The 19,946-nt window shown below is 63.1% G+C and carries 19 protein-coding genes; 9 read left to right on the top strand and 10 right to left on the bottom strand.

Annotated features, from left to right (window positions below; all coding sequences use genetic code 11):
- Positions 1 to 22: 22 nt before the first annotated feature.
- The 3 genes from GH665_RS28585 to GH665_RS28575 form a co-directional block, all read right to left on the bottom strand.
- Positions 23 to 1,540 carry a CoA-acylating methylmalonate-semialdehyde dehydrogenase gene (locus GH665_RS28585; RefSeq protein WP_153140570.1) on the bottom strand — a complete coding sequence of 506 codons (1,518 nt, stop codon included), beginning with the start codon at positions 1,538 to 1,540 and terminating at the stop codon, positions 23 to 25.
- Between the two features lie 81 nt (positions 1,541 to 1,621).
- Positions 1,622 to 3,313, bottom strand: a complete 1,692-nt coding sequence (locus tag GH665_RS28580) for an AMP-binding protein (RefSeq protein ID WP_153140569.1) — start codon at positions 3,311 to 3,313, stop codon at positions 1,622 to 1,624.
- A gap of 144 nt (positions 3,314 to 3,457) precedes the next feature.
- Positions 3,458 to 4,591, bottom strand: coding sequence for an acyl-CoA dehydrogenase family protein (locus GH665_RS28575; RefSeq protein ID WP_153140568.1), 1,134 nt, complete (start codon positions 4,589 to 4,591; stop codon positions 3,458 to 3,460).
- 259 nt (positions 4,592 to 4,850) lie between these two features.
- Here GH665_RS28575 and GH665_RS28570 point away from each other — a divergent pair, with 259 nt between their 5' ends.
- From GH665_RS28570 to GH665_RS28545, 6 genes are all read left to right on the top strand, one after another.
- The gene (locus GH665_RS28570; protein WP_153140567.1) at positions 4,851 to 5,897 is read left to right on the top strand and encodes an AraC family transcriptional regulator; all 1,047 of its coding nucleotides are present in this window, start codon (positions 4,851 to 4,853) and stop codon (positions 5,895 to 5,897) included.
- 81 nt (positions 5,898 to 5,978) lie between these two features.
- On the top strand, positions 5,979 to 7,613 hold the full coding sequence (locus GH665_RS28565; protein WP_153140566.1) for an NfeD family protein: 1,635 nt from the start codon (positions 5,979 to 5,981) through the stop codon (positions 7,611 to 7,613).
- Positions 7,610 to 8,383, top strand: a complete 774-nt coding sequence (locus GH665_RS28560; RefSeq protein WP_153140565.1) for a slipin family protein — start codon at positions 7,610 to 7,612, stop codon at positions 8,381 to 8,383. The genes GH665_RS28565 and GH665_RS28560 overlap by 4 nt, the downstream gene beginning before the upstream one ends.
- A gap of 138 nt (positions 8,384 to 8,521) precedes the next feature.
- Positions 8,522 to 8,779 carry a DUF4148 domain-containing protein gene (locus GH665_RS28555; protein WP_153140564.1) on the top strand — a complete coding sequence of 86 codons (258 nt, stop codon included), beginning with the start codon at positions 8,522 to 8,524 and terminating at the stop codon, positions 8,777 to 8,779.
- Between the two features lie 453 nt (positions 8,780 to 9,232).
- Positions 9,233 to 10,534, top strand: a complete 1,302-nt coding sequence (locus GH665_RS28550; protein ID WP_028194696.1) for an NCS2 family permease — start codon at positions 9,233 to 9,235, stop codon at positions 10,532 to 10,534.
- A 266-nt stretch (positions 10,535 to 10,800) separates the two neighbouring features.
- Positions 10,801 to 11,331 carry a cytochrome b gene (locus GH665_RS28545; protein WP_153140563.1) on the top strand — a complete coding sequence of 177 codons (531 nt, stop codon included), beginning with the start codon at positions 10,801 to 10,803 and terminating at the stop codon, positions 11,329 to 11,331.
- Positions 11,332 to 11,359: 28 nt separating this feature from the next.
- On the opposite strand, the gene GH665_RS28540 is transcribed toward GH665_RS28545, so the two are convergent.
- Positions 11,360 to 11,650 (bottom strand): DUF1488 family protein, encoded by a 291-nt coding sequence (locus tag GH665_RS28540; RefSeq protein ID WP_028194698.1) that lies wholly within the window; start codon positions 11,648 to 11,650, stop codon positions 11,360 to 11,362.
- 427 nt (positions 11,651 to 12,077) lie between these two features.
- On the opposite strand from GH665_RS28540, the gene GH665_RS28535 reads away from it, so the two are divergent.
- On the top strand, positions 12,078 to 14,087 hold the full coding sequence (locus GH665_RS28535) for a sigma-54-dependent Fis family transcriptional regulator (RefSeq protein WP_174771762.1): 2,010 nt from the start codon (positions 12,078 to 12,080) through the stop codon (positions 14,085 to 14,087).
- Positions 14,088 to 14,175: 88 nt separating this feature from the next.
- On the top strand, positions 14,176 to 14,490 hold the full coding sequence (locus GH665_RS28530; protein WP_028194700.1) for a 2Fe-2S iron-sulfur cluster-binding protein: 315 nt from the start codon (positions 14,176 to 14,178) through the stop codon (positions 14,488 to 14,490).
- Between the two features lie 14 nt (positions 14,491 to 14,504).
- Here GH665_RS28530 and GH665_RS28525 read toward each other — a convergent pair whose 3' ends face one another.
- From GH665_RS28525 to GH665_RS28505, 5 genes are all read right to left on the bottom strand, one after another.
- Entirely contained in the window at positions 14,505 to 14,699 is a 195-nt protein-coding gene (locus GH665_RS28525; protein ID WP_028194701.1) for a YqaE/Pmp3 family membrane protein, read from the bottom strand.
- An 81-nt stretch (positions 14,700 to 14,780) separates the two neighbouring features.
- The gene (locus GH665_RS28520) at positions 14,781 to 14,975 is read right to left on the bottom strand and encodes a DUF1653 domain-containing protein (protein WP_028194702.1); all 195 of its coding nucleotides are present in this window, start codon (positions 14,973 to 14,975) and stop codon (positions 14,781 to 14,783) included.
- 164 nt (positions 14,976 to 15,139) lie between these two features.
- Positions 15,140 to 16,486 carry a glutamine synthetase family protein gene (locus tag GH665_RS28515; RefSeq protein ID WP_153140562.1) on the bottom strand — a complete coding sequence of 449 codons (1,347 nt, stop codon included), beginning with the start codon at positions 16,484 to 16,486 and terminating at the stop codon, positions 15,140 to 15,142.
- Between the two features lie 203 nt (positions 16,487 to 16,689).
- The gene (locus GH665_RS28510) at positions 16,690 to 17,247 is read right to left on the bottom strand and encodes a helix-turn-helix domain-containing protein (RefSeq protein ID WP_153140561.1); all 558 of its coding nucleotides are present in this window, start codon (positions 17,245 to 17,247) and stop codon (positions 16,690 to 16,692) included.
- A gap of 25 nt (positions 17,248 to 17,272) precedes the next feature.
- The gene (locus GH665_RS28505; RefSeq protein WP_153140560.1) at positions 17,273 to 18,571 is read right to left on the bottom strand and encodes an NAD(P)/FAD-dependent oxidoreductase; all 1,299 of its coding nucleotides are present in this window, start codon (positions 18,569 to 18,571) and stop codon (positions 17,273 to 17,275) included.
- 325 nt (positions 18,572 to 18,896) lie between these two features.
- Between GH665_RS28505 and GH665_RS28500 the strand changes: the two genes are divergently transcribed.
- Positions 18,897 to 19,298, top strand: a complete 402-nt coding sequence (locus tag GH665_RS28500; RefSeq protein ID WP_153140559.1) for an OsmC family protein — start codon at positions 18,897 to 18,899, stop codon at positions 19,296 to 19,298.
- 3 nt (positions 19,299 to 19,301) lie between these two features.
- Here GH665_RS28500 and GH665_RS28495 read toward each other — a convergent pair whose 3' ends face one another.
- Positions 19,302 to 19,946: a helix-turn-helix transcriptional regulator gene (locus GH665_RS28495; RefSeq protein ID WP_153140558.1), complete on the bottom strand. Its 645-nt coding sequence runs from the start codon at positions 19,944 to 19,946 to the stop codon at positions 19,302 to 19,304.

Below are 19,946 nucleotides of genomic sequence, written 5' to 3'. Positions count from 1 at the left end.
TATCTCCACTAGACTGAATGGCTCAGCGCAAACTGATGGTCGTGTTGACGCCGTCGTTGACGGTGTTGTCGTCGAACCAGCGCGCGGTGACGGTTTTGGTCTGCGTGTAGAACTGCACGACCTGTTTGCCGTACGGCCCGAGGTCGCCGAGTTTCGAGCCGCGCGAGCCGGTAAAGCTGAAGAACGGCACCGGCACCGGAATCGGAATGTTGATGCCGACCTGGCCGATATCGATCTCGCTCTGGAATTTGCGCGCCGCCGCGCCGCTTTGCGTGAAGAGACCCACGCCGTTGCCGAACGGATTGCGGTTAACGAGCGCGATCGCGTCGTCGAGCGTCGCGGCATTCAGCACCACCAGCACCGGACCGAAAATTTCCTGGCGGTAGATCTCCATGTCGGTGGTGACATCGGTGAAGACCGTCGGGCCGATAAAGTTGCCTTGATCATAGCCCGGCACCTTAACGTCGCGGCCGTCGAGCGCGAGCGTCGCGCCCTCTTTCACACCCTGTTCGATCAGGCCGAGAATGCGCTGCTTCGCGGTGCGCGACACCACCGGGCCGATGTCCGTATTCGGCTCGCTACCCGCGTTGACCTTCAGCGTCTTCGCCTTCGCGACGAGATCGGGCAGCCATTGCTGCGCCGCGCCGACCAGCACGACCACCGAAGTCGCCATGCAACGCTGTCCCGCCGCGCCAAACCCTGCGCCGGCCAGCGCGTTCAAGGTCTGCTCGCGATTTGCATCGGGCAGCACCACCGCGTGGTTCTTCGCGCCCATCATCGATTGCACGCGTTTGCCGTGTTCGCTGCCAAGGCGATAAACATGCGTGCCCACCGCTGTCGAACCGACGAAGGAAATCGCTTTCACCAGATCGTGCGTGCAGAGTGCGTCGACTACGTCCTTGCCGCCGTGCACCACATTCAGCACGCCCTTCGGCACGCCGGCTTCAAGCGCCAGTTCGACCAGTTGCATCGTCGACAACGGATCCTGCTCGGAAGGCTTCAGCACGAATGTATTGCCGCAGACGATCGCCATCGGGAACATCCACAACGGGATCATCGCGGGGAAATTGAACGGCGTGATGCCGGCGCATACGCCGATCGGCTGGCGCAACGTGTAGGTATCCACACCGCCTGCGACGTTCTCGGCGAATTCGCCCTGCTGCAAGGTGCCGATCGAGCAGGCGTGCTCGACCACTTCAAGCCCGCGGAAGATATCGCCTTCCGCGTCGGGAATCGTCTTGCCCTGCTCGGCGCTCAAAGTCTTCGCGATACGCGGCGAGTGCTCGCGAATCAGCGCCTGGAACTTCAGCATGATGCGCATGCGCGCGCCGACCGGCGTGTCCTTCCACGTCCTGAACGCGGTGTGCGCCGACTGGATCGCTTCGTTCACTTCATTCGCTGTGGCGAACGGCACGCGGGCGAGCACCTCTTGCGTGGCCGGATTGACGATATCGCGCCACTCGGTGGTTTTGGATTCGACGAACTCGCCGTTGATCAGCAGCTTGACGGTGGGGACCTGGTTCGAAGCAATTGTGTTCATGCTGGAACTCCTGTGCAGTGGCCGTATCGCTGGCCGTATCGGTGGCCCTGTAAGGGCCAAACTGTGACTGGGAACAAAAAATCAACGCAGATCCGGGAAATCCTCTTCCCAGTACTCGCCGGGCAGGCGCGCGGGCTCGCTTTCGCGCTCCATTTCGCGGCGTCGCAATTCGACGCGGCGGATCTTGCCGGAGATGGTTTTCGGTAACTCGCTGAATTGCAGACGGCGAATCCGCTTGTACGGCGCAAGCTTTTCGCGTGAGAACGCGAACACCGCGCGCGCGAGTTCGGGGCCGGCTTCATAGCCCTGACGCACGGTAACGAACGCTTTGGGCACGGACAGGCGCAGCGCGTCGGCACTCGGCACCACGGCGGCTTCGCCGATCGCTTCGTGCTCGATCAGCACGCTTTCGAGTTCGAACGGGCTGAGCCGGTAGTCGGACGATTTGAAGACGTCATCGGCGCGGCCGACGTACACGTAGTAACCGTCATCGCGGCGCAACGCGACGTCGGACGTATGGTAGAAACCGTTGCGCATGGCTTGCGCGGTGGCGTTGGCGTTGTTCGCATAACCGGTCATCAAACCGAGCGGACGTTCGGCGAGCGGCAGCGAGATTTCACCTTCAGTGACGGGCTGATCGTCGGCATCGAGGAGTTCGATCCGGTAGCCCGGCAGCGGCCGGCCCATCGATCCCGACACCACTGGCTGACCCGGCGGGTTGCCGATCTGGCAGGTGGTTTCGGTCTGGCCGAAACCGTCGCGAATCGTGATTCCCCACGCATGCCTGACGCGTTCGATGATCTCCGGATTCAACGGCTCGCCCGCGCCGACGATCTCGCGCAGCTTCACCGGATAGTCGGTGAGATGTTCCTGCACCAGCATGCGCCAGACCGTGGGCGGCGCGCACAGCGTGGTGACGTTGAAACGCACCAGCACGTCGAGCGTGTCTTTCGGCACGAAGCGCGGAAAGTTGTAGACGAACACACAGGCCTGCGCATTCCACGGTGCGTAGAAGCAACTCCACGCGTGCTTGGCCCAGCCCGGCGAACTGATGTTCCAGTGGATGTCGTTCGGCTGCAGACCGATCCAGTACATCGTCGACAGATGGCCGATCGGGTAACTCTGGTGCGTGTGCTCGACCAGCTTCGGTTTGGAGGTGGTGCCCGACGTGAAGTACAGCAGCAGCGGATCGGTGGAGCGCGTGACGCCTTCCGGCGTGAATTGCGGCGATGCATCATAGGCGGCGGCAACGTCGATCCAGCCGTCGCGCGGCGTACCGACCGAGATGCGGGTAAGCGGCACGTCGAGTGCATCGAACTTGGCAAGTTCCGCGCTATCGACCACCACGAACTGCGCGCCGCCGATCTGCACGCGATCGCGCACGTCGTCGGCGGAAAGCTGGGTGGTGGCCGGCAACACGATCGCGCCGAGCTTCATGGCTGCAAGCATCACGTCCCACAGTTCGACGCGATTCGGCAGCATCAGCAACAGGCGGTCGCCGCGCCCCACGCCGAGACCGCGCAGGAAGTTCGCCATGCGCGACGAGCGTTCCGACATTTGCGCGTAGGAGAGCCGCAAGCCGTTACTGGCCAGATCGTCGACGATCCATAGCGCCGGGTTGTCGTTGTCTCGCGCGATCACGTCGAAGTAGTCGAGCGCCCAGTTGAACTCGCCTGGCGCCGGCCACGCGAATTCGCGGTAAGCGCGGTCGTAGTCGGTTCGATGGCGCAATAACAGGTCACGCGCTTCGAGAAAACCCTTCGCTACAGTCATCGTCGTCTCCATTGTCGACCGGCGTCAGCGCTTTGGCGCCTCGTCCGATCCCATGCTGATGGCGCGCTATGCGCTCTGCTTTTAGCTTCTGCTTTTTGCCCTGCTTTCAGGCTATTTTGCGCTCAAACGCCGTTTGCTTCGCGTTTAAACCTGGCGCGCGATAACCATCCGCTGCACTTCGCTGGTTCCTTCGTAAATCTGCGTGATGCGGGCGTCGCGATAGTGGCGTTCCACGGCGTAGTCCTCGAGATAGCCATACCCGCCATGAATCTGGATCGCCTTCGAGCACACATCCTCGGCGATTTCCGACGCGAACAGCTTGGCCTGCGATGCCTCCGACAAACACGGCAAACCTTCCGTGCGCAGCCGCGCCGCATGGTGCACGAGCAGACGCGCGGCGTTCAGGCGCGTGGTCATGTCGGCGAGCATGTTGGCGATAGTCTGGTGGTCCTTCAGCGCCTTGCCGAACTGGACACGTTCGCTCGCGTAGCGGCGCGCGGCGTCGAACGCGGCACGCGCGATGCCGACCGCCTGCGCCGCGATACCGATACGGCCGCCCTCTAGATTCGACAACGCGATGCGCAGGCCTTCGCCCGGTTCACCGAGCAGATTGGCCTCGGGCACCGCGCAATCGTCGAGCGAGATGGGGCAGGTATCCGAAGCGCGAATCCCGAGCTTGTGTTCGGGCTTGCCGACGTTGAAGCCCGGCGTATCGGTCGGCACGATGAAGGCCGACAAGCCACGCTTGCCGCGCTCAGGATCGGTGACGGCAAACACGATCGCAACGTTGGCGCGCGACCCGTTGGTCACGAACTGCTTGTTACCGTTGAGCACCCATTTGCCGTCGCTGAGCACGGCGCGGGTGCGCAGATTGTTCGCCTCGGAGCCGGCTTGCGGCTCGGTCAGGCAGAACGCGCCGATGGTGCGTCCACTGGCCAGGTCCTTCAGATAGCGGTTCTTTTGCGCGTCGGTGCCGAAGTTCAGGATCGGCCCGCAGCCGACCGAGTTGTGCACGCTCATCAGCGTGGCGCAGGAGGCGCAGCCCGCGGCGATCTCTTCGATCGCGAGCGCATAGGCCACGTAGTCGGTATAGGAGCCGCCCCACTCGGACGGCACGATCATGCCGAGAAAACCCAGCTCGCCCATTTGTGCCACCACTTCCGCCGGCAGCAAGGCGTCCCGATCCCATTGGGCGGCGTGCGGCGCGAGGCGCTCAGTGGCGAAGTCGCGCGCGGCGTCGCGGATCATCCGCTGCTCTTCGGTGTAGAAGCTATCCATGGTTCGATCCTGTTATGTGCATCGAGTCGCGGCGGCGAGGCTGGCTCGCCGGGGTGTCTCCGGGCAATGCGTCCCGCGATCGATTCAGATCAAGTGTAGGCAAGCCGCTGGACAGGTTCGATGCTCAGCCCGATCATTCTGTTTGAGCGCATTTGCCATGCCGGTATCATGAAAGGCCGGATCAGGCCAACTTTTCAAGGGTTTAGCGGATCGTTCCAAGGAAAATGTTGAGCGCGTTTGCCAGACAGCCATGAGAAACATGAAGAACTTCAAGAACGATAGAGGCACGATTTCCGTCAGCCTGGTCGAAGAGGCCCTGGCGCTGGCGCGGGCACGCGGCTTCGACGCCCTGCCGCTCGCCGAAGCCGCCGGCATTGCGGCCACCATGCTGGCGTCGCCGAAAAGCCGGGTTTCGTCGGCGCAGTACGGCGCGTTGTGGGCCGGCATCGCCCGCGCGCTGGACGACGAATTCTTCGGCCAGGACTCGCACCGCATGAAAAGCGGCAGTTTCATCGCGATGACGCAGATGGCGCTAAGCGCGCGCAACGGCGCGCAAGCGCTCAAGCGGGCGGTCGGCTTCATGCAGCTCGTGCTGGACGATCTAGGCGCACGGATCGAGACGAACGCGCAGCGGGTGCGGCTGCGCTATGTCGAACGCGAAGGCGCGAAGCCACCCGCCATGTTCGCTTACGCGACCTACTTTATCCTCGTCTACGGTCTGTTGTGCTGGCTGGTCGGGCGGCGCATTCCGCTTATCGAAGCGCGTTTTCGCTGCGCCGAGCCGCCTGCCGCGCACGAGTACCGTCTGATGTTCTGCGACGACATGGCGTTCGATCAGGCCGAGTCGTACGTCGACCTCTCGACGGCGTTTCTCGAGCTGCCGGTGATCCAGACCAGCAAATCGGCGAAGCCCTTTCTGCGCGATGCGCCCGGCAGCTTCATCGTCAAGTACCGCAATCCCGGCTCGCTCACCGCGCGGGTGCGCAAAATGCTGCGCGCGCTGCCGATGGCCGGCTGGCCCGCCGCCGACCAGATGGCGCTGCGCCTGAATGTCGCCGAAGCGACGATGCGGCGCCATCTGAAGCAGGAAGGCTATACGTATCAGTCGATCAAGGACGACTTGCGGCGCGACATCGCAATCGGCGAGCTGCAGGACAGTGGGCGCACGATTGCCGACATCGCCACCGCCGTGGGTTTTGCCGAACCGAGCGCGTTTCATCGCGCGTTTCGCAAGTGGACCGGCATGCGGCCAGGCGACTACCGGCCGGCGCATGCGGATTTCACGCGCCGCACGGAATCGGACTAAGCTGTAAGGAGCAGGCCAGCCTTTTTGGGGTAGCGGCCCGCGCCGTCGATACCCATCGGCATGGCGCGGCAGCCGTCAGCGATGAGCACGTATCCACGTCTCCCGTTCCGGCAGTCTGGTCCGCGCGCCGCGCTTATCCGTGGTGGCGTCGCGGGCCGGTTGATGCGCGGCATGACCGCGTTTGGCGCCCTGTTGGCGCTCGGCTTCGCGTTGTGCGAAAACGCACCGCCGGCCTCGGCCGCCCAGGCCAGCATCGCGCCTGATAGCGTGGTCGTAATTCCGGTGAATGGCGCAATCAGTCCGGCCAGTGCCGACTTCATTGTGCGCAGCCTGCAGCGCGCCGCCGACGAGCGCGCGCAACTCGCCGTGCTGCAACTGGATACCCCCGGCGGGCTGGATACGTCGATGCGGCAGATCATCAAGGCGATTCTCGCCTCGCCCGTGCCGGTCGCCACCTTTATCGCCCCGAGTGGCGCGCGCGCCGCGAGCGCGGGCACCTATATCGTCTACGCCAGCCATATTGCCGCGATGGCGCCCGGCACCAACCTCGGCGCGGCGACGCCGATCGAAATGGGCATCGGCGGGGCGGAACCGCCGGCGGGCGGCGGTATGCCTGGTCTGCCCGGCGGCGGCGCAGGCGCCGGCGCACCAAAAAGCGGACCCGGCGCCGCTGCCTCAACCGGCCCGGCAAACTCCGCTAGCGCGGCCACGCCGGCCAGCGCCGCCCTGCCGCTCGACACCCAATCCACCGAGTTACGCAAGCAGGTCCACGACGCGGCCGCCTACATCCGCGGCCTCGCCCAGTTGCGCGGCCGCAACGCCGTTTGGGCCGAACGCGCCGTGCGTGAGGCCGTCAGCCTGTCGGCCGGCGAGGCGCTCGCGCAGCACGTGGTCGATCTGAATGCGCGCGACATTCCGGACCTGCTACGCCAGGTGAACGGCCGCACGATCGGCACGAGCCACGGCGACGTCAGGCTCAACACTGCCAACGCGCCGGTCGTCACGCTCGAAGCCGACTGGCGCAGCCAGTTCCTTGCGGTCATCACCGATCCGAATGTCGCGCTGGTGCTGCTGATGATCGGCATGTACGGCCTCTTCTTCGAGTTCGCCAATCCGGGCTTCGTGCTGCCGGGCGTGGTCGGCGCCATCAGTCTGCTGATGGGGCTGTTCGCGATGCAGATGCTGCCGATCAACTATGTTGGGCTCGGCCTGATCTTTCTCGGCATCGCCTTCCTGATCGGCGAGGCGTTTCTGCCGACCTTCGGCTCGCTCGGCTTCGGCGGGGTGATCGCGTTCGTGATCGGCGCGCTGATGCTGATCGACACCGATGTGCCCGGCTACGGCATTCCGCTGCCGCTGATCGCGGCGGTGGTCGTGTTCAGCGTCGCGTTTGTGTTCGGCGTGTCGAGGCTCGCGTTGCGGGCACGACGCCGGCCCGTGGTGACCGGCTCCGAAGGGCTGATCGGCAGTCTTGGCGTCGTGCTCGACGGTGGCCTGCTGCCTGGAGACACAAGCACAGAAGCAAGCGCGAATGCGGAGGCAAACGCCACCGCGGGCGGCACGCTGGCCGGCTGGGCGCAGGTGCAAGGTGAACGCTGGCGGGTGTCCAGCACGGCCCCGGTCGCGGCCGGTCAAGCGGTGCGCGTCACGGCACGGCGCGGACTGACGCTGACCGTGGTGCCCGCGGAAGCACAACAACAAGGAGAACACACATGATCGGTTTCACATTTGGCTTCAGCAGCATTCTGATTCTGCTGGTGGCGATACTGATTGCATCGTCGGTACGGATTTTTCGCGAGTACGAGCGCGGCGTGGTGTTCATGCTCGGGCGCTTCTGGAAGGTCAAAGGGCCGGGGCTCGTGCTGATCATCCCGATCGTGCAGCAGGCGGTGCGGATGGATTTGCGTACCGTCGTGTTCGACGTGCCGCCGCAAGACGTCATTACGCGCGACAACGTGTCGGTGAAGGTCAATGCGGTGGTGTATTTCCGCATCGTCGATCCTGAGAAGGCGGTAATTCAGGTCGCGCGTTATTTCGAGGCGACCAGCCAGTTGTCGCAGACCACGCTGCGCGCGGTGCTTGGCAAGCACGAGCTCGACGATCTGCTGGCGGCTCGCGAGCAATTGAACGCCGACATCCAGAAGGTACTCGATGCCCAGACCGATGCGTGGGGTATCAAGGTATCGATCGTCGAGATCAAACATGTGGACATCAACGAAACGATGATCCGCGCGATTGCCCGTCAGGCCGAAGCGGAGCGCGAACGGCGCGCCAAGGTGATTCATGCGGAAGGCGAACTGCAGGCCTCGCAGCATCTGCTGGAGGCGGCGCAGACGCTCTCACGGCAACCACAGGCCATGCAGTTGCGTTATCTGCAAACCCTCACGACGATTGCCGCCGACAAGAATTCAACGATCGTCTTTCCACTGCCGATCGATCTGCTGAGCGCGGTGCTGGACCGCTTCAGCAAGCCTTCGCCCCCCTGAGACGAGGGGCACGCGGCTTCAATCCGGGCCGCTTTGGAGCGCCGGATGAAACGGTGCATTACGTTCAACCGGCTTAATCGAAATGCTTACGAAAATTAAAATACGGGGGTCGTTTTAACCGCTCCATAGGAGCCAATCATGAAAATCGTTTCTTTAGTTGGACTCGGCGCGCTGCTGGCCGCCGTTGGCATGAGCACCGCGTTTGCGCAAACTTCACGGCCTTACGACCCGTCGGCGCCGCTCACGCGTGCTCAGGTGAAAGCCGATCTGGCCGATTGGCGCGCCGCCGGCTACGATCCGCTCGACTGGATCGACTATCCGGACAACGCGCAGCGCGCCGGCCGCATTGTCGCCGCGCGTCGCGCGCAGCGGCAAGGCGCAAGCATGGCCCAGTAATCGGTCTCGCCCCAGCCTTCAAACGGCAAGCCGGCCGCCCGCGACCGCAACGGTTGCAGGCGATGCCGGCGCGGTGTGCCTTACGCCTTACCTCTGCGCAGATGACGGATCTGGCGCAGATGGCGTATCTGTAAGGCATGCCTCTGCCGTCGCCCTCCTCGCAAAACCCTCCCTCCCCGCCGTAACGCCGCAAGGCTGTTTGCCACCCCGCGCCGCGCCACTCCGCGCACCGGCAAGGTATCATCACGCCCCTTCGGCGAAACCTGCCGTCATGCAATCTGGGCGGCACCGCCAATCATGATTACAATCCGCCGGTAGGCCTGGCTGCGTGGCGCATCGGAGATCAGAGCCGTGTCGGGCGGTGCAGTCGCCATGCGCGGGACCTGCTCATCTGCTGCGCATAGCCCGTATCAACCACAAGAAACGCTTTTTGAACAACGAGAGACCCGCCACATGGACTCCATAAAACGATACTTTGGCTTCGACGCCGCCGGCACGGACCTGCGCACTGAAGTGCTTGCAGGGCTGACGACCTTCCTGACGATGGCCTACATCATCTTCGTCAACCCGGCGATTCTCGGCGACGCCGGCATGCCGAAGGACGCCGTTTTCGTCGCGACCTGCATCGTCGCCGCGCTGGCCTCGCTGATCATGGGCCTCTACGCGAACTACCCCATCGCGCTCGCACCCGGCATGGGCCTGAATGCGTACTTCGCGTACACCGTCGTGAAAGGCATGGGTTTCACCTGGCAAGCCGCGCTCGGCGCGGTGTTCATCTCCGGCTGCCTGTTCCTGATCGTCACGCTGTTTCGCGTGCGTGAAGTGATCGTCAACGGCATTCCACATTCGATACGGATTGCCATCACCGGCGGTATCGGCCTGTTTCTCGCGATCATTTCGCTGAAAACGGCTGGCGTGGTGGTCGGCAATCCGGCCACCCTCGTCACGCTCGGCGATCTGCACAACCCGCATGTGATCCTCGCGGTGATCGGCTTCTTCGCGATCGTCACACTCGACTTTCTGCGGGTGCGCGGTGCGATCCTGATCGGCATTGTCGGCGTGACGGTGCTGAGCTTTTTCTTCGGTGGCAACCAGTTCCACGGCATCGTCTCCGCGCCGCCGTCCATTTCGCCGACACTGTTCCAGCTCGACATTCGCGGCGCGCTCTCTACTGGCGTGCTGAACGTGATCCTGGTGTTCTTCCTGGTCGAACTGTTCGATGCAACCGGCACCCTGATGGGCGTGGCCAATCGCGCCGGACTGCTGGTCGAAGGCAAGATGTTCCGGCTGAACCGCGCCCTGCTTGCCGACAGCACGGCGATTCTGGCCGGCTCGATGCTGGGCACGTCGTCGACCACGGCGTATATCGAAAGCGCGTCGGGCGTACAGGCCGGCGGCCGCACCGGTGTGACGGCGATCACCGTCGCCGTGCTGTTCCTCGCGGCGCTGTTTTTCGCGCCGCTCGCGGCCGTGGTGCCCGGCTACGCGACGGCGCCCGCACTGCTATACGTGTCGTGCCTGATGTTGCGCGAAATGCTCGACCTGCCGTGGGACGACGCCACCGAAGTCGTGCCGGCCGCGCTCACCGCGCTGCTGATGCCGTTCACCTATTCGATCGCCAATGGCGTCGCGTTCGGTTTCATCTCGTATGCCGGCCTGAAACTGCTGACCGGGCAGGCACGCAAAGTGAAGCTGGTGGTGTGGATCATCGCGGCGATTTTCCTGTTCCGCTATTTCTACCTCGGCAGCGAATAAGCGCGCCGGCTTCTCGCGCGCAAGCCGGGAACCCGCTCGAGATAAAAAAACAAGACATGGCATGGCAGTGCGCAATGCGATGCCGTGCCATGCCATGCCTTTCCATGCCGCTCCCGGCTGAAAGCACGGCGGTAGCGCCACGGTGTTTGGCCACGGTTCGGTCTGGATCAACAATCGTTTTCCTGAAGGCGCCCGTTCGGCTCTGGCACCCTTTATCATCCGATGATTGATAAAAACCAACGAATCTGGTCACAGGAGTTCCCTGCATGTCCTACCACCGCGCCTCGGACCGTTATACGACGCCCGCGATCTTCTTTCATTGGGCGATTTTTCTGCTGGTCGCGCTCGCCTATCTGGCAATCGAAATTCGTGGGCCAAAAGGGTCGGACAGCCGGGCTTTCTGGAGCAGCGTGCACTTCTGGGCCGGCACCCTGGTGCTGGGGTTAGCGGTTCTGCGCCTGCTGTGGCGGCTTTGGGCCGGCGCACCCGCGGAACTCACCGGCAACCGGCTGCTCGCGTTTCTGGCGCGCGCCGCGCATCTCGCCCTATATGCTTTTATCTTCGCGCAGCCGCTGCTCGGCATCCTGATGATCAATGCCGGTGGGCATCCGGTCACGCTCGCCTGGATCAACGTCAACTACACGCTGATCGGCGCGGATCCGGTTGCGCGGCCATTGCTCAAGACCGCGCATGTGTGGCTCGGCAACGCGTTTTATTGGGTGATCGGATTACACGCGCTGGCGGCGATTGCACACCATGTCGTGTTCAAGGACCAGACGCTGCGGCGAATGGTTTAAGCCGGCGCCGGGTCCTTGGCGCAAGCGCTCAGTTGCGCCAGTTCGCTTCATAGAAGCGCACGTAACCGCTTCTCAGCACCAGACATTGCGCCCGCGTTTCCGATAGCAGACGTCTCGTCGCTGCTTCGATCCGGGCCCGGTGCGCGTCGAATGCGCCGACCATGTCTTCCAGACGCGGCGAGGCGGCGCCAAAGTGGTCTTCCAGCGCCTCGGCTGTGATCATGCATTCCACCCTTTGCCCATCGACCATTGCCGGAAACGCCAAGGTAAGTTCGCGACCTGAATATTCAGGGGTTTCGTTCGGGAATAGGATCTGCATGGGGTTCACCTGAAAGGTTGGGTGCTGCGCATGAATCGATCGGTACTGCGCACGCTGGTTGAGTCTGGTCGCACTTGCAGCGCTTTTCCCCCTGGTCGGATGCCGGTAGTGCGGGTCCGTCACCTCACGGTTGCGAGCGCGCCGTACTTCGCGCCTCGCGGAGGTGATTGGATTCACTGTAGACGAGTTCGGGCGCTGCGCAAGTTTTCCTTTTTGTTTGCTTGATTTTGGTGCCTGACGTGCTGTTTTGAGGCACCGCCCCCTATCGTGTGAACTGGTTTTTCCTGCTGCGAGGGCTTTCGCTCCGCTCCCGTTTCGTCCTGTAATATCGATGTTCAGCCGCAAGCACGCATCCACCCCGTATGCTGCACTGCGCAACGCAATGGCGGGCAACGCACCTGCCGGGTCCGATAACCGGAGACATGCTTTGACTCATCGTCCTGCCACGCCACCCGCCGTCGGTCGTCCAGATGTCATCGCGCAGGCTCACGCCCGCTCGCTCGAAGTCGGCTTGCGGGCGTCGGAAACGCCGGACTTTCAGCCGCTGCGCCGCGTCGCGCTGCGTGAGCTTGTCGATCGCAATCAGTCGCTCTATACGCACGCGCTCCCCGTCATGGAGACCCTGCACGCGCAGATCGTCGACACGCAAAGCATGGTGCTGCTTACCGACAATCACGGCGTGATTCTCCACAGTCTCGGCGACAGCGACTTCGTTGAAAAAGCCAATCGCGTCGCGCTGTGCCCGGGCGTGTCATGGGCCGAAGCGGATCGCGGCACAAACGCGATCGGCACCGCGCTCGTCGACGGGCAGCCAACCGTCGTGCATGCCGGCGAGCATTTCCTGCACGCGAACCGGATCCTGACCTGTTCGTGCGCGCCGATCGCGGATCCGTTCGGGCGCACCATCGGCGCGCTCGATGTCAGCGGCGACACGCGCGGCTTCCACAAGCACACGCTTGCGCTCGTGCGGATGTCGGCGCAGATGATCGAAAATCACCTGTTCTCCAATCAGTTCGCCGACGCCATTCGTGTCCACTTTCACGCACGCGCCGAATTCATCGGTACGCTGTACGAAGGACTTGCCGCCTTTGCGCCGGACGGCACGTTCCTGTCCGCGAATCGCAGCGCGCTGTTTCAATTCGGCCAGCCACTCGCCGGCCTGCAAAGACAGCGCTTCGATGCGCTGTTCGGTACCGCCTTCGCCCAGCTGCTGCAACAGATCGCCCGGGCGCCCGGCGAAAGCGTCGAGTTGACCTTGCCAAGCGGTGTGCGGGTGGTCGCACGCGGTGAATTTGCCGCGCCACGTTATGTGGCTTCGGCGGAAGCCCTGCCTGACGCGGCGCGTGCAACCGCTTCCAACGGCGCACGTGCTGCGGGACGACCTTACGAAGCTACGCCACCCGCACCGCCCGCCACACTCGAAACGCTCGATACCGGTGACACCCAAGTCTCCACCATCCTGCGACGAGTCGCCAAGCTGCGCGGCCGCGATATTCCGATTCTCGTGCTCGGCAAAACCGGCACCGGCAAGGAATGGCTCGCCCGCGCGATCCATCACGATTCGCCCCGACGCTGCGCACCCTTCGTTGCGTTGAATTGCGCATCCTTGCCCGATACGTTGATCGAAGCGGAACTGTTCGGCTATGAGGACGGCGCGTTCACTGGCGCAAAGAAACGCGGCAGCGTCGGCAAGATCGTGCAGGCCGACGGCGGCACGCTTTTTCTCGACGAAATCGGCGATATGCCGCTCGCCCAGCAAGTGCGCCTGATGCGCGTCCTGCAGGAGCGCAACGTCGTGCCGCTCGGTGGCACGCGGGCGATTCCGGTCGATCTGCGCATCGTCTGCGCGACTCACCGCAATCTGCGCGAAATGATTGAAGCCGGCACTTTCCGCGAAGACCTGTATTACCGGATCAACGGCCTCGTCGTCACCCTGCCGGCGCTGAGCGAGCGCAGCGATCTGGCAGTGCTCGTCGAGCGCATGCTGGCCTTGCAACCGGATGGCGAGCGTTTGCCGCGGCGCGTATCCGATGAGGTTCTGGAGCGGTTTGCGCAATGCCGCTGGCCCGGCAATCTGCGGCAACTGGCTAACGTGCTGCGCACCGCAAGCATCATGGCCGAAGGCGCGGAGCAGATCGAACTGGAAGATTTGCCGGAGGATTTTCTGCAGGATTGCAGGGATTTGGCAGCCGACGTCCGCGGTCAGCCGTTGGTGTCACGCTCAGGCCACTCCGGCAATGCTAACGGGGGTGATGGGCGTGAACGACAGGCCGCACCCATGAATGCGTCGCCCGCCCGGATGGAAGACTGGCAGGCCACCTTGATCGCGCAAACGCTCGAGCGGCTGGACGGCAATGTGTCGGCTGCCGCGCGCGAGTTGGGACTGGCGCGAAATACGGTGTATCGGTATCTGCGGCGCGGAAACACGACGCATTGACCCGGCGACGCTGAGGCATGGACGCCCGGCAGCGTACTGCAAGCGCGTAGCGTGTAAAGTGTGGCGCAATCTGTCACCCGCTCACACGATGTCCGACTCCACCCGCCCGCCTCTCGTTCGCGTCGAGCCGCTCGGCCAAAGCTTCGAAGCGCCCGATTCGCTCACGATCCTCGAAGCCGCCGGCTTTGCGAATCTCCGCCTGCCGCGCTCGTGCCGTAATGGCACGTGCCGCACCTGCATTTGCAAAATGACGGCAGGACGCGTGCGCTACACGATCGAGTGGCCCGGCCTCAGCCGGGAAGAAAAAGCAGAAGGCTACGTCCTGCCGTGCGTGGCGATTGCGGAAACCGACGTGGTGCTCGAAGTGCCGGATGCGGTCGAGTTACAGGCGCGCGGCGAATAAGCTCGCAGCCGGCCTCAACGGCCGTTGCCCATCGCGCGGGCGATTTTCTTGTCGGTGTTGTACTGGCTCAACGCATACACCGACCAGATCGCGGCCGGAATCCAGCCGATCAACGTGATCTGCAAGATCAGGCAGATGATGCCGGCAAACGGCCGGCCAATCGTGAAGAACTGAAACCACGGCAGAATGATGGCAAGCAATAAACGCATTCAGATTTCCTGTTTGTAATGACCTGGCGGCACACGCTGCTTCGGCAGAGATCGCACGTGCGATCGCCTGAGCGAGCCCGTCTAGTTGATCGGCGCGAAACGCGGCACCTTGGCGCCGTCGATTTCGACCAGCTCGAAAAATACCGAAGCCGGACGCGTCCAGATCGTACCATTGCTGGCTTTGTACACGATCATCGTGACCGTTGGGTCGGACTCCAGCGTGGCCTCGCAAATCAGTTCGTAAATACCGCCTTTGTAGTGTCGATAACGCACCATTCAACTGCTCCTGTTCCGGTCGACGGAATGTATGTAGACGACCCGGCGTTCTCCGAAACAGAGCACGCGGTCTTGTTGCGGCCGTTATTCTAAACCCGTGCCGAGGCGTGAAAAATCGCTGATTGATACTGATGCGTCAAGCGATCGACAGTCGCGATGCGCGCTCAAAGAAACCAGCGGTATTCCCGCGCGTTCACGTCGTTCATAAAATCCAGGTGATCCTGTCGTTTGTTCTCGCAGTAGACCATGACGAACTCTTCGCCCATTCCCGCGCGCACCACCGGATGATCCTGCATCGCGGCGACCGCCGTGAGCATGTCCTTCGGGAAGTCGATCCCGCTCGCGCGGTCTTCATTGAGCGGCGCGATGGGCTCGCGCCCGGCGTCCAGTCCGTGCTCCATGCTGGTGAGTATCGCGGCCAGCACAAGGTACGGGTTCGCATCGGCGCCCGCCACACGATGTTCGATGCGCAGGTTGCGATCGTCCGATTCGGGAATGCGAATACAGGCGTCGCGGTCTTCAAAACCCCAACTGCCCCGGCTCGCGGCATTCGCCTTCCAGCCATAGCGGCGAAACGCGTTGTGATTGGCGGCAAAGACCGGCATGCAATGCGGCAACAGCGCGAGGCACCCGGCCACAGCGTGGCGTAACGGGCGCTGGCCGTCCGCCGCCAGCAGGTTGTTGCCGGCCTCATCGTAGAGACTCACGTGCACGTGCATGCCGCTGCCTGGCGCCTGCAAATAAGGCTTGCTCATGAAACTGGCGCGGTAGCCGTGTTTCATCGCCACGCCGCGCGTGCTGCGGCAGAACAGGGCGGCCCAGTCCGCGGCGCGCAGGCCATCGTCGTTGTGGGCAAAGTTGATCTCGAACTGCCCCGGTCCCAGTTCAGCCGTGATTACAGTAGCGTCCACGCCCTGCTCGCGTGTGACTTCGACCATTTCATCGAGCACCCCGGAAAAGCGCGACAGCCGCTCGATATGCATGTTCGGCTGGTCGTCCCTGTCGTCACAGAAGGGATCGCGCGGGAACTGCGGCAGACCGTCGGCGAGCCGGGCGTCGAACAGGTAAAACTCCAGTTCGAAGGCCACGACCGGGCGAATGCCACGCCGCTCGAAGCGTTTCAGCACGCGCGCAAGAACCTCGCGCGGTTCGAACACGATGGGCGCGTGAGTGCCGTCCGAGCTGATCAACATCTGCCCCAACAACTGACTTTCCCATCGCACGGGTTTGAGGGTGCCGGCAATCAGGCGGCGCACCGCATCCGGGTCGCCGTCGTTGAAGCAATAGTCGCCAATCGGGTACAGGCCGCCCTGCACACCCAGCAGAATGCAGTTCTGCGGCAATTTCAGCAGACTGCCTCCCGCGACCTTCTCGAGCATCTCCACGGGGTACCGCTTGCCGTAAAAGTGCCCGGGGATATCCAGGCAAATGAGGTCGACGTAGCGCACCTCGGGATAGGCCGCGCGGAAGGCTCTCACTTCGCTAAGCAGATCAGCGCTGGGGGACGTCATGGTGTTGTCCTTCTCACGCGCAAGCGCGAGGGTTGAGATTCAGTGCAAAGTTGCGATGGATCGGCGCGGGCAAGTCAGTGCCGTGATGGGGCGTTAAGTTCGCCGTGGTCGCTTATCACGTTCATTGACGATGCCAGTAATTAGCAATCCAGATTTTTGTTCCGCGTCAGGTCCGATGCTTCATCCAGAGGTCCGCCGGAATACTAGGTGAACACCCAAAGCACCCGTGTCGGTTGATCGGAGAGGTTGGCGTAGCGGAACCGGGCGTGCGCCGGCACCTGGAAGCCGTCGTTAGGACCCAGGGTCACGGGCTGCGCCTCGTCGTCCAGCCAGATGGTCAACTCGCCCTCGAGGACGAAGCCACCTTGCTCGTCGCTGTCGTTCAAAGGTTTATCGCCGCTGCTGGCGCCGGGCGCCAGGTGGCTTTCCAGCATCGAAAAGGCCGCCGACATGTTCGGCGACACCAGCACGTCGGTCACGCCCTCGGCGTAATAGAGGGTGCGGCGTTCATCGGGCCGGGTCACCCAAGGCAGCGCTCGCGGCTTGCTCAGGTTATAGAAATACGTGGTAGGTACGCCAAGCGCTTCACCGATGGCGGTCAAATCGCCAACGGTCGGACGCGAGAGACCACGCTCGATTTGCGAGAGGAAACCCACTGAGCGGCCGATCTTTTCCGCCAATGCGCCCAACGTCACTTTCTTATGCTTGCGCAGGTCGCGAATGAGTATCGCGAGACCTTCGATTTCTTCCTGCTTGTTCATCTTCCATCCCCTCTCTCAGGCTCTCTCAGATTCTGTCGCGCAGACGGTACCAGGTCTTACCCATGACCTCCAGCGGCGCCGCCAGCAACGCGCCGCCGGGAAACGGCGGATTGTCGATGGACCGATACAGATCCAGCAGATTGTCGTCGCCGAGGATCGCGTCGGCAACGGCCCGTGCCGCGGCGAGCGTGGGAAGCACGCCGTGCCCCGAATAGCCTTGCAACCAGTAGCGCTCGCCTTGCCGGCCGATATCGGGTGTGCGTTTCATGCTGATATCGATATGTCCGCCCCAGGCAAACTCCAGCTCCACCCCACGCAATTGCGGGAACGCCCGTTCGAGGTAAGGCCGGGTGGCCGCGGCAATATCCTTGGGAATGCCGCCCGCGTACGTGCAGCCGCCACCGAATAGCAGACGGTTGTCAGGACTGAGGCGAAAGTAATCGGGAACGAACTGGTTGTCGATCACGCAACTGTTGCGCGGCAGCAGCGAACGGGCCAGATCCGCTTGCAACGGCGCCGTGGCCACCTGGTAGGTACCGACCGGCAACATGCGCCTCGCCAGTTGCCGGTCGAGGCGGTCGATATACGCGTTGCAGGCGAGTACCAGTATGTCGGCACGCACCGCGCCCTTGTCGGTGCGCGCCACATAGCCGCCGAGCCCGCCCGGCGTCTCGCCGTAATCCAGCACGCGGCTCTGTTCGAAGATACGTCCACCGGCCTGTTCGATCGCCGCCGCCAGACCCTGGGCCAGCTTTAGCGGATTCAGGTGGCCCGCCTCGGGATCGTAGAGCGCCGCCTGGTAGCGCCCGCTCGCAATCCACGCCGGCATCTCCTCACGAGGAATGAAGCGCATCCGGTCGTAGCCCCACTTCTCCTCGGCCTCCCGCTGCGCCTGCTGCAGCAGCGCAACGCGGCGCGGCAGCACCGCCGCCCACAGACTGCCGGCGCGATAGTCCGCATCGAAGCCATGCCGCTGCGGCAACTCCCGTATTTCTGCGGCGGCCCAGCACATGCTGTCCCATAGCCGACGGGTACGTTTCAGCCCCAGCGCCGCTTCCAGCGGCGGCATATCGCAGGACCAGCCGAGCAGCGCCTGACCGCCATTGCGCCCGGAAGCCGCCCACGCCACCCGGCTTGCCTCCAGCAAGGTCACACGCTTGCCCGCCAGAGCGAGGCGTAGCGCCGTATGCAAGCCGCTGAAACCTGCGCCGACGATAAGTACGTCGCAGTCCAGGCGCTCTTCCAGAGCCGGGCGCAGCGGAATCGGGCCAGGATAAGTGCGCGCGTAGTAGCTCGCGACGTGCTCGGCGGACTGGTGGAACATCTGCGCTGCTCCGTGAAAAAATAACCAAATAATTTCATGAAAAAATAGCATCTATTTTTCACGAAGGCAAGCGGAGGGTGCAACCACCGTATTGCGCCGGACCATCCGGGAGCACGATGAAGCGCGTCACACGGCGTCGATTTCAGGCGTCGATTGGAAGCAGCGTGAGGTGCGAGGGTGCATACGCGACGTCACGTTGATATCCTGCATCCGGTGCAGGGTCCCTTCGTGATGGATCTGCCCGACGAGATTCCGGCCGGCAACCGCTTATTTCAACGGTGGGCGTTTCAGCCAGATGGTCCACGGATAAACAGTGAGGACAAAAATGACTCTCGCGATCGCAAGCGCCATCTCGGACGCAGACGCGCCCAACTATCTCGTCAAAGTCGATGCAGGCACACACAGCCTGCTCGGTGATGAAGGGCCGCGAGAAGGCGGCCAGGATAGCGGCCCGGCGCCCTTCGAATTCGTGCTCTCGGGTCTCGCGGCATGCACGGCCGCCACGCTGCGGATGTACATGCAGAGAAAGGCCTGGCCGGGCGGCCGGATCAAGGTCGACACGGAATTGCACGTCGAGCGCGACGGCGGCCAATTCATTCGGCGCACCGTTTCGGTAGAGGGCCCTCTCGACGATAGCCAGCGCAACCGCCTCGCCGAGATCTGCGAGAAAACGCCGGTCACCCTGTTCATCAAACGGGGCACCCGGATCGACACGACCGTGCAGTGACCGTCAGCCGCCCTCTTTCATCTGCTTCAGAATCTTATAGACGGTGGCGCGTCCCATCGTCAGCACGGCGGCCACATAGTTCGCGGAACTGCGGCCGCGAAACGCGCCCTGCGCGTGCAGCGCCTCGACGATTTCCCGCTTGTGTTCGCGCGTGAGCGCATTGATGCCGATTTGCCGCTCGCGCAGCCAGGTGTGCAGGAACGTGTTGATGCGGTCCTGCCAGTCGTCGCGAAACAGTTCCTCCGCGGGCGCGGCTGTCAGATTGCCGCCTTTGATGAACAGATCGAGCGTGGAGCGCACATCTTCGAACACCGCGATGTTGAAGTTGACGCACAGCATGCCGGCCGGCTTGCCGTCGTCGTCGAACAGGATATTGCTGACGCAGCGCATACGCCGGCCGTCCCAATTCAGCTTCTCGTACGGCCCGATCGTCCGGCCCCGTGCCGCATAGTGGACTTCATCGAGTACCGACGGGCCGCCGATTTCGAGCTTCGACAGGTTGTTCACGAGATACGCGATAGTCTGATCGCGCAGGTCGTGAATCACGACTTCGGCACACGGGTAGAACAGCGCCGCGATACCGTCCGCGATGGATGCGTAGCGCTCCAGCAGCAGATCTTTCACAGGAGAGACGGTTGTCTTGCGCAT

Origin of the sequence: Paraburkholderia agricolaris (assembly GCF_009455635.1) — a bacterium.
In the GTDB taxonomy this organism is placed as follows: Bacteria; Pseudomonadota; Gammaproteobacteria; order Burkholderiales; family Burkholderiaceae; genus Paraburkholderia; species Paraburkholderia agricolaris.
This window is presented reverse-complemented; position numbering and strand designations above follow the sequence as displayed.

Excerpts from the sequence above, each read along its gene's own strand:
- GH665_RS28495 (WP_153140558.1), bottom strand. The coding sequence starts at position 19,946 with ATGCGCAAGACAACCGTCTCTCCTGTGAAAGATCTGCTGCTGGAGCGC.
- GH665_RS28570 (WP_153140567.1), top strand. The coding sequence starts at position 4,851 with ATGAAGAACTTCAAGAACGATAGAGGCACGATTTCCGTCAGCCTGGTC.
- GH665_RS28510 (WP_153140561.1), bottom strand. The coding sequence starts at position 17,247 with ATGAACAAGCAGGAAGAAATCGAAGGTCTCGCGATACTCATTCGCGAC.
- GH665_RS28540 (WP_028194698.1), bottom strand. The coding sequence starts at position 11,650 with ATGCAGATCCTATTCCCGAACGAAACCCCTGAATATTCAGGTCGCGAA.
- GH665_RS28550 (WP_028194696.1), top strand. The coding sequence starts at position 9,233 with ATGGACTCCATAAAACGATACTTTGGCTTCGACGCCGCCGGCACGGAC.
- GH665_RS28545 (WP_153140563.1), top strand. The coding sequence starts at position 10,801 with ATGTCCTACCACCGCGCCTCGGACCGTTATACGACGCCCGCGATCTTC.
- GH665_RS28560 (WP_153140565.1), top strand. The coding sequence starts at position 7,610 with ATGATCGGTTTCACATTTGGCTTCAGCAGCATTCTGATTCTGCTGGTG.
- GH665_RS28580 (WP_153140569.1), bottom strand. The coding sequence starts at position 3,313 with ATGACTGTAGCGAAGGGTTTTCTCGAAGCGCGTGACCTGTTATTGCGC.
- GH665_RS28575 (WP_153140568.1), bottom strand. The coding sequence starts at position 4,591 with ATGGATAGCTTCTACACCGAAGAGCAGCGGATGATCCGCGACGCCGCG.
- GH665_RS28505 (WP_153140560.1), bottom strand. The coding sequence starts at position 18,571 with ATGTTCCACCAGTCCGCCGAGCACGTCGCGAGCTACTACGCGCGCACT.
- GH665_RS28585 (WP_153140570.1), bottom strand. The coding sequence starts at position 1,540 with ATGAACACAATTGCTTCGAACCAGGTCCCCACCGTCAAGCTGCTGATC.
- GH665_RS28520 (WP_028194702.1), bottom strand. The coding sequence starts at position 14,975 with ATGGTGCGTTATCGACACTACAAAGGCGGTATTTACGAACTGATTTGC.
- GH665_RS28525 (WP_028194701.1), bottom strand. The coding sequence starts at position 14,699 with ATGCGTTTATTGCTTGCCATCATTCTGCCGTGGTTTCAGTTCTTCACG.
- GH665_RS28500 (WP_153140559.1), top strand. The coding sequence starts at position 18,897 with ATGACTCTCGCGATCGCAAGCGCCATCTCGGACGCAGACGCGCCCAAC.
- GH665_RS28530 (WP_028194700.1), top strand. The coding sequence starts at position 14,176 with ATGTCCGACTCCACCCGCCCGCCTCTCGTTCGCGTCGAGCCGCTCGGC.
- GH665_RS28565 (WP_153140566.1), top strand. The coding sequence starts at position 5,979 with ATGAGCACGTATCCACGTCTCCCGTTCCGGCAGTCTGGTCCGCGCGCC.
- GH665_RS28515 (WP_153140562.1), bottom strand. The coding sequence starts at position 16,486 with ATGACGTCCCCCAGCGCTGATCTGCTTAGCGAAGTGAGAGCCTTCCGC.
- GH665_RS28555 (WP_153140564.1), top strand. The coding sequence starts at position 8,522 with ATGAAAATCGTTTCTTTAGTTGGACTCGGCGCGCTGCTGGCCGCCGTT.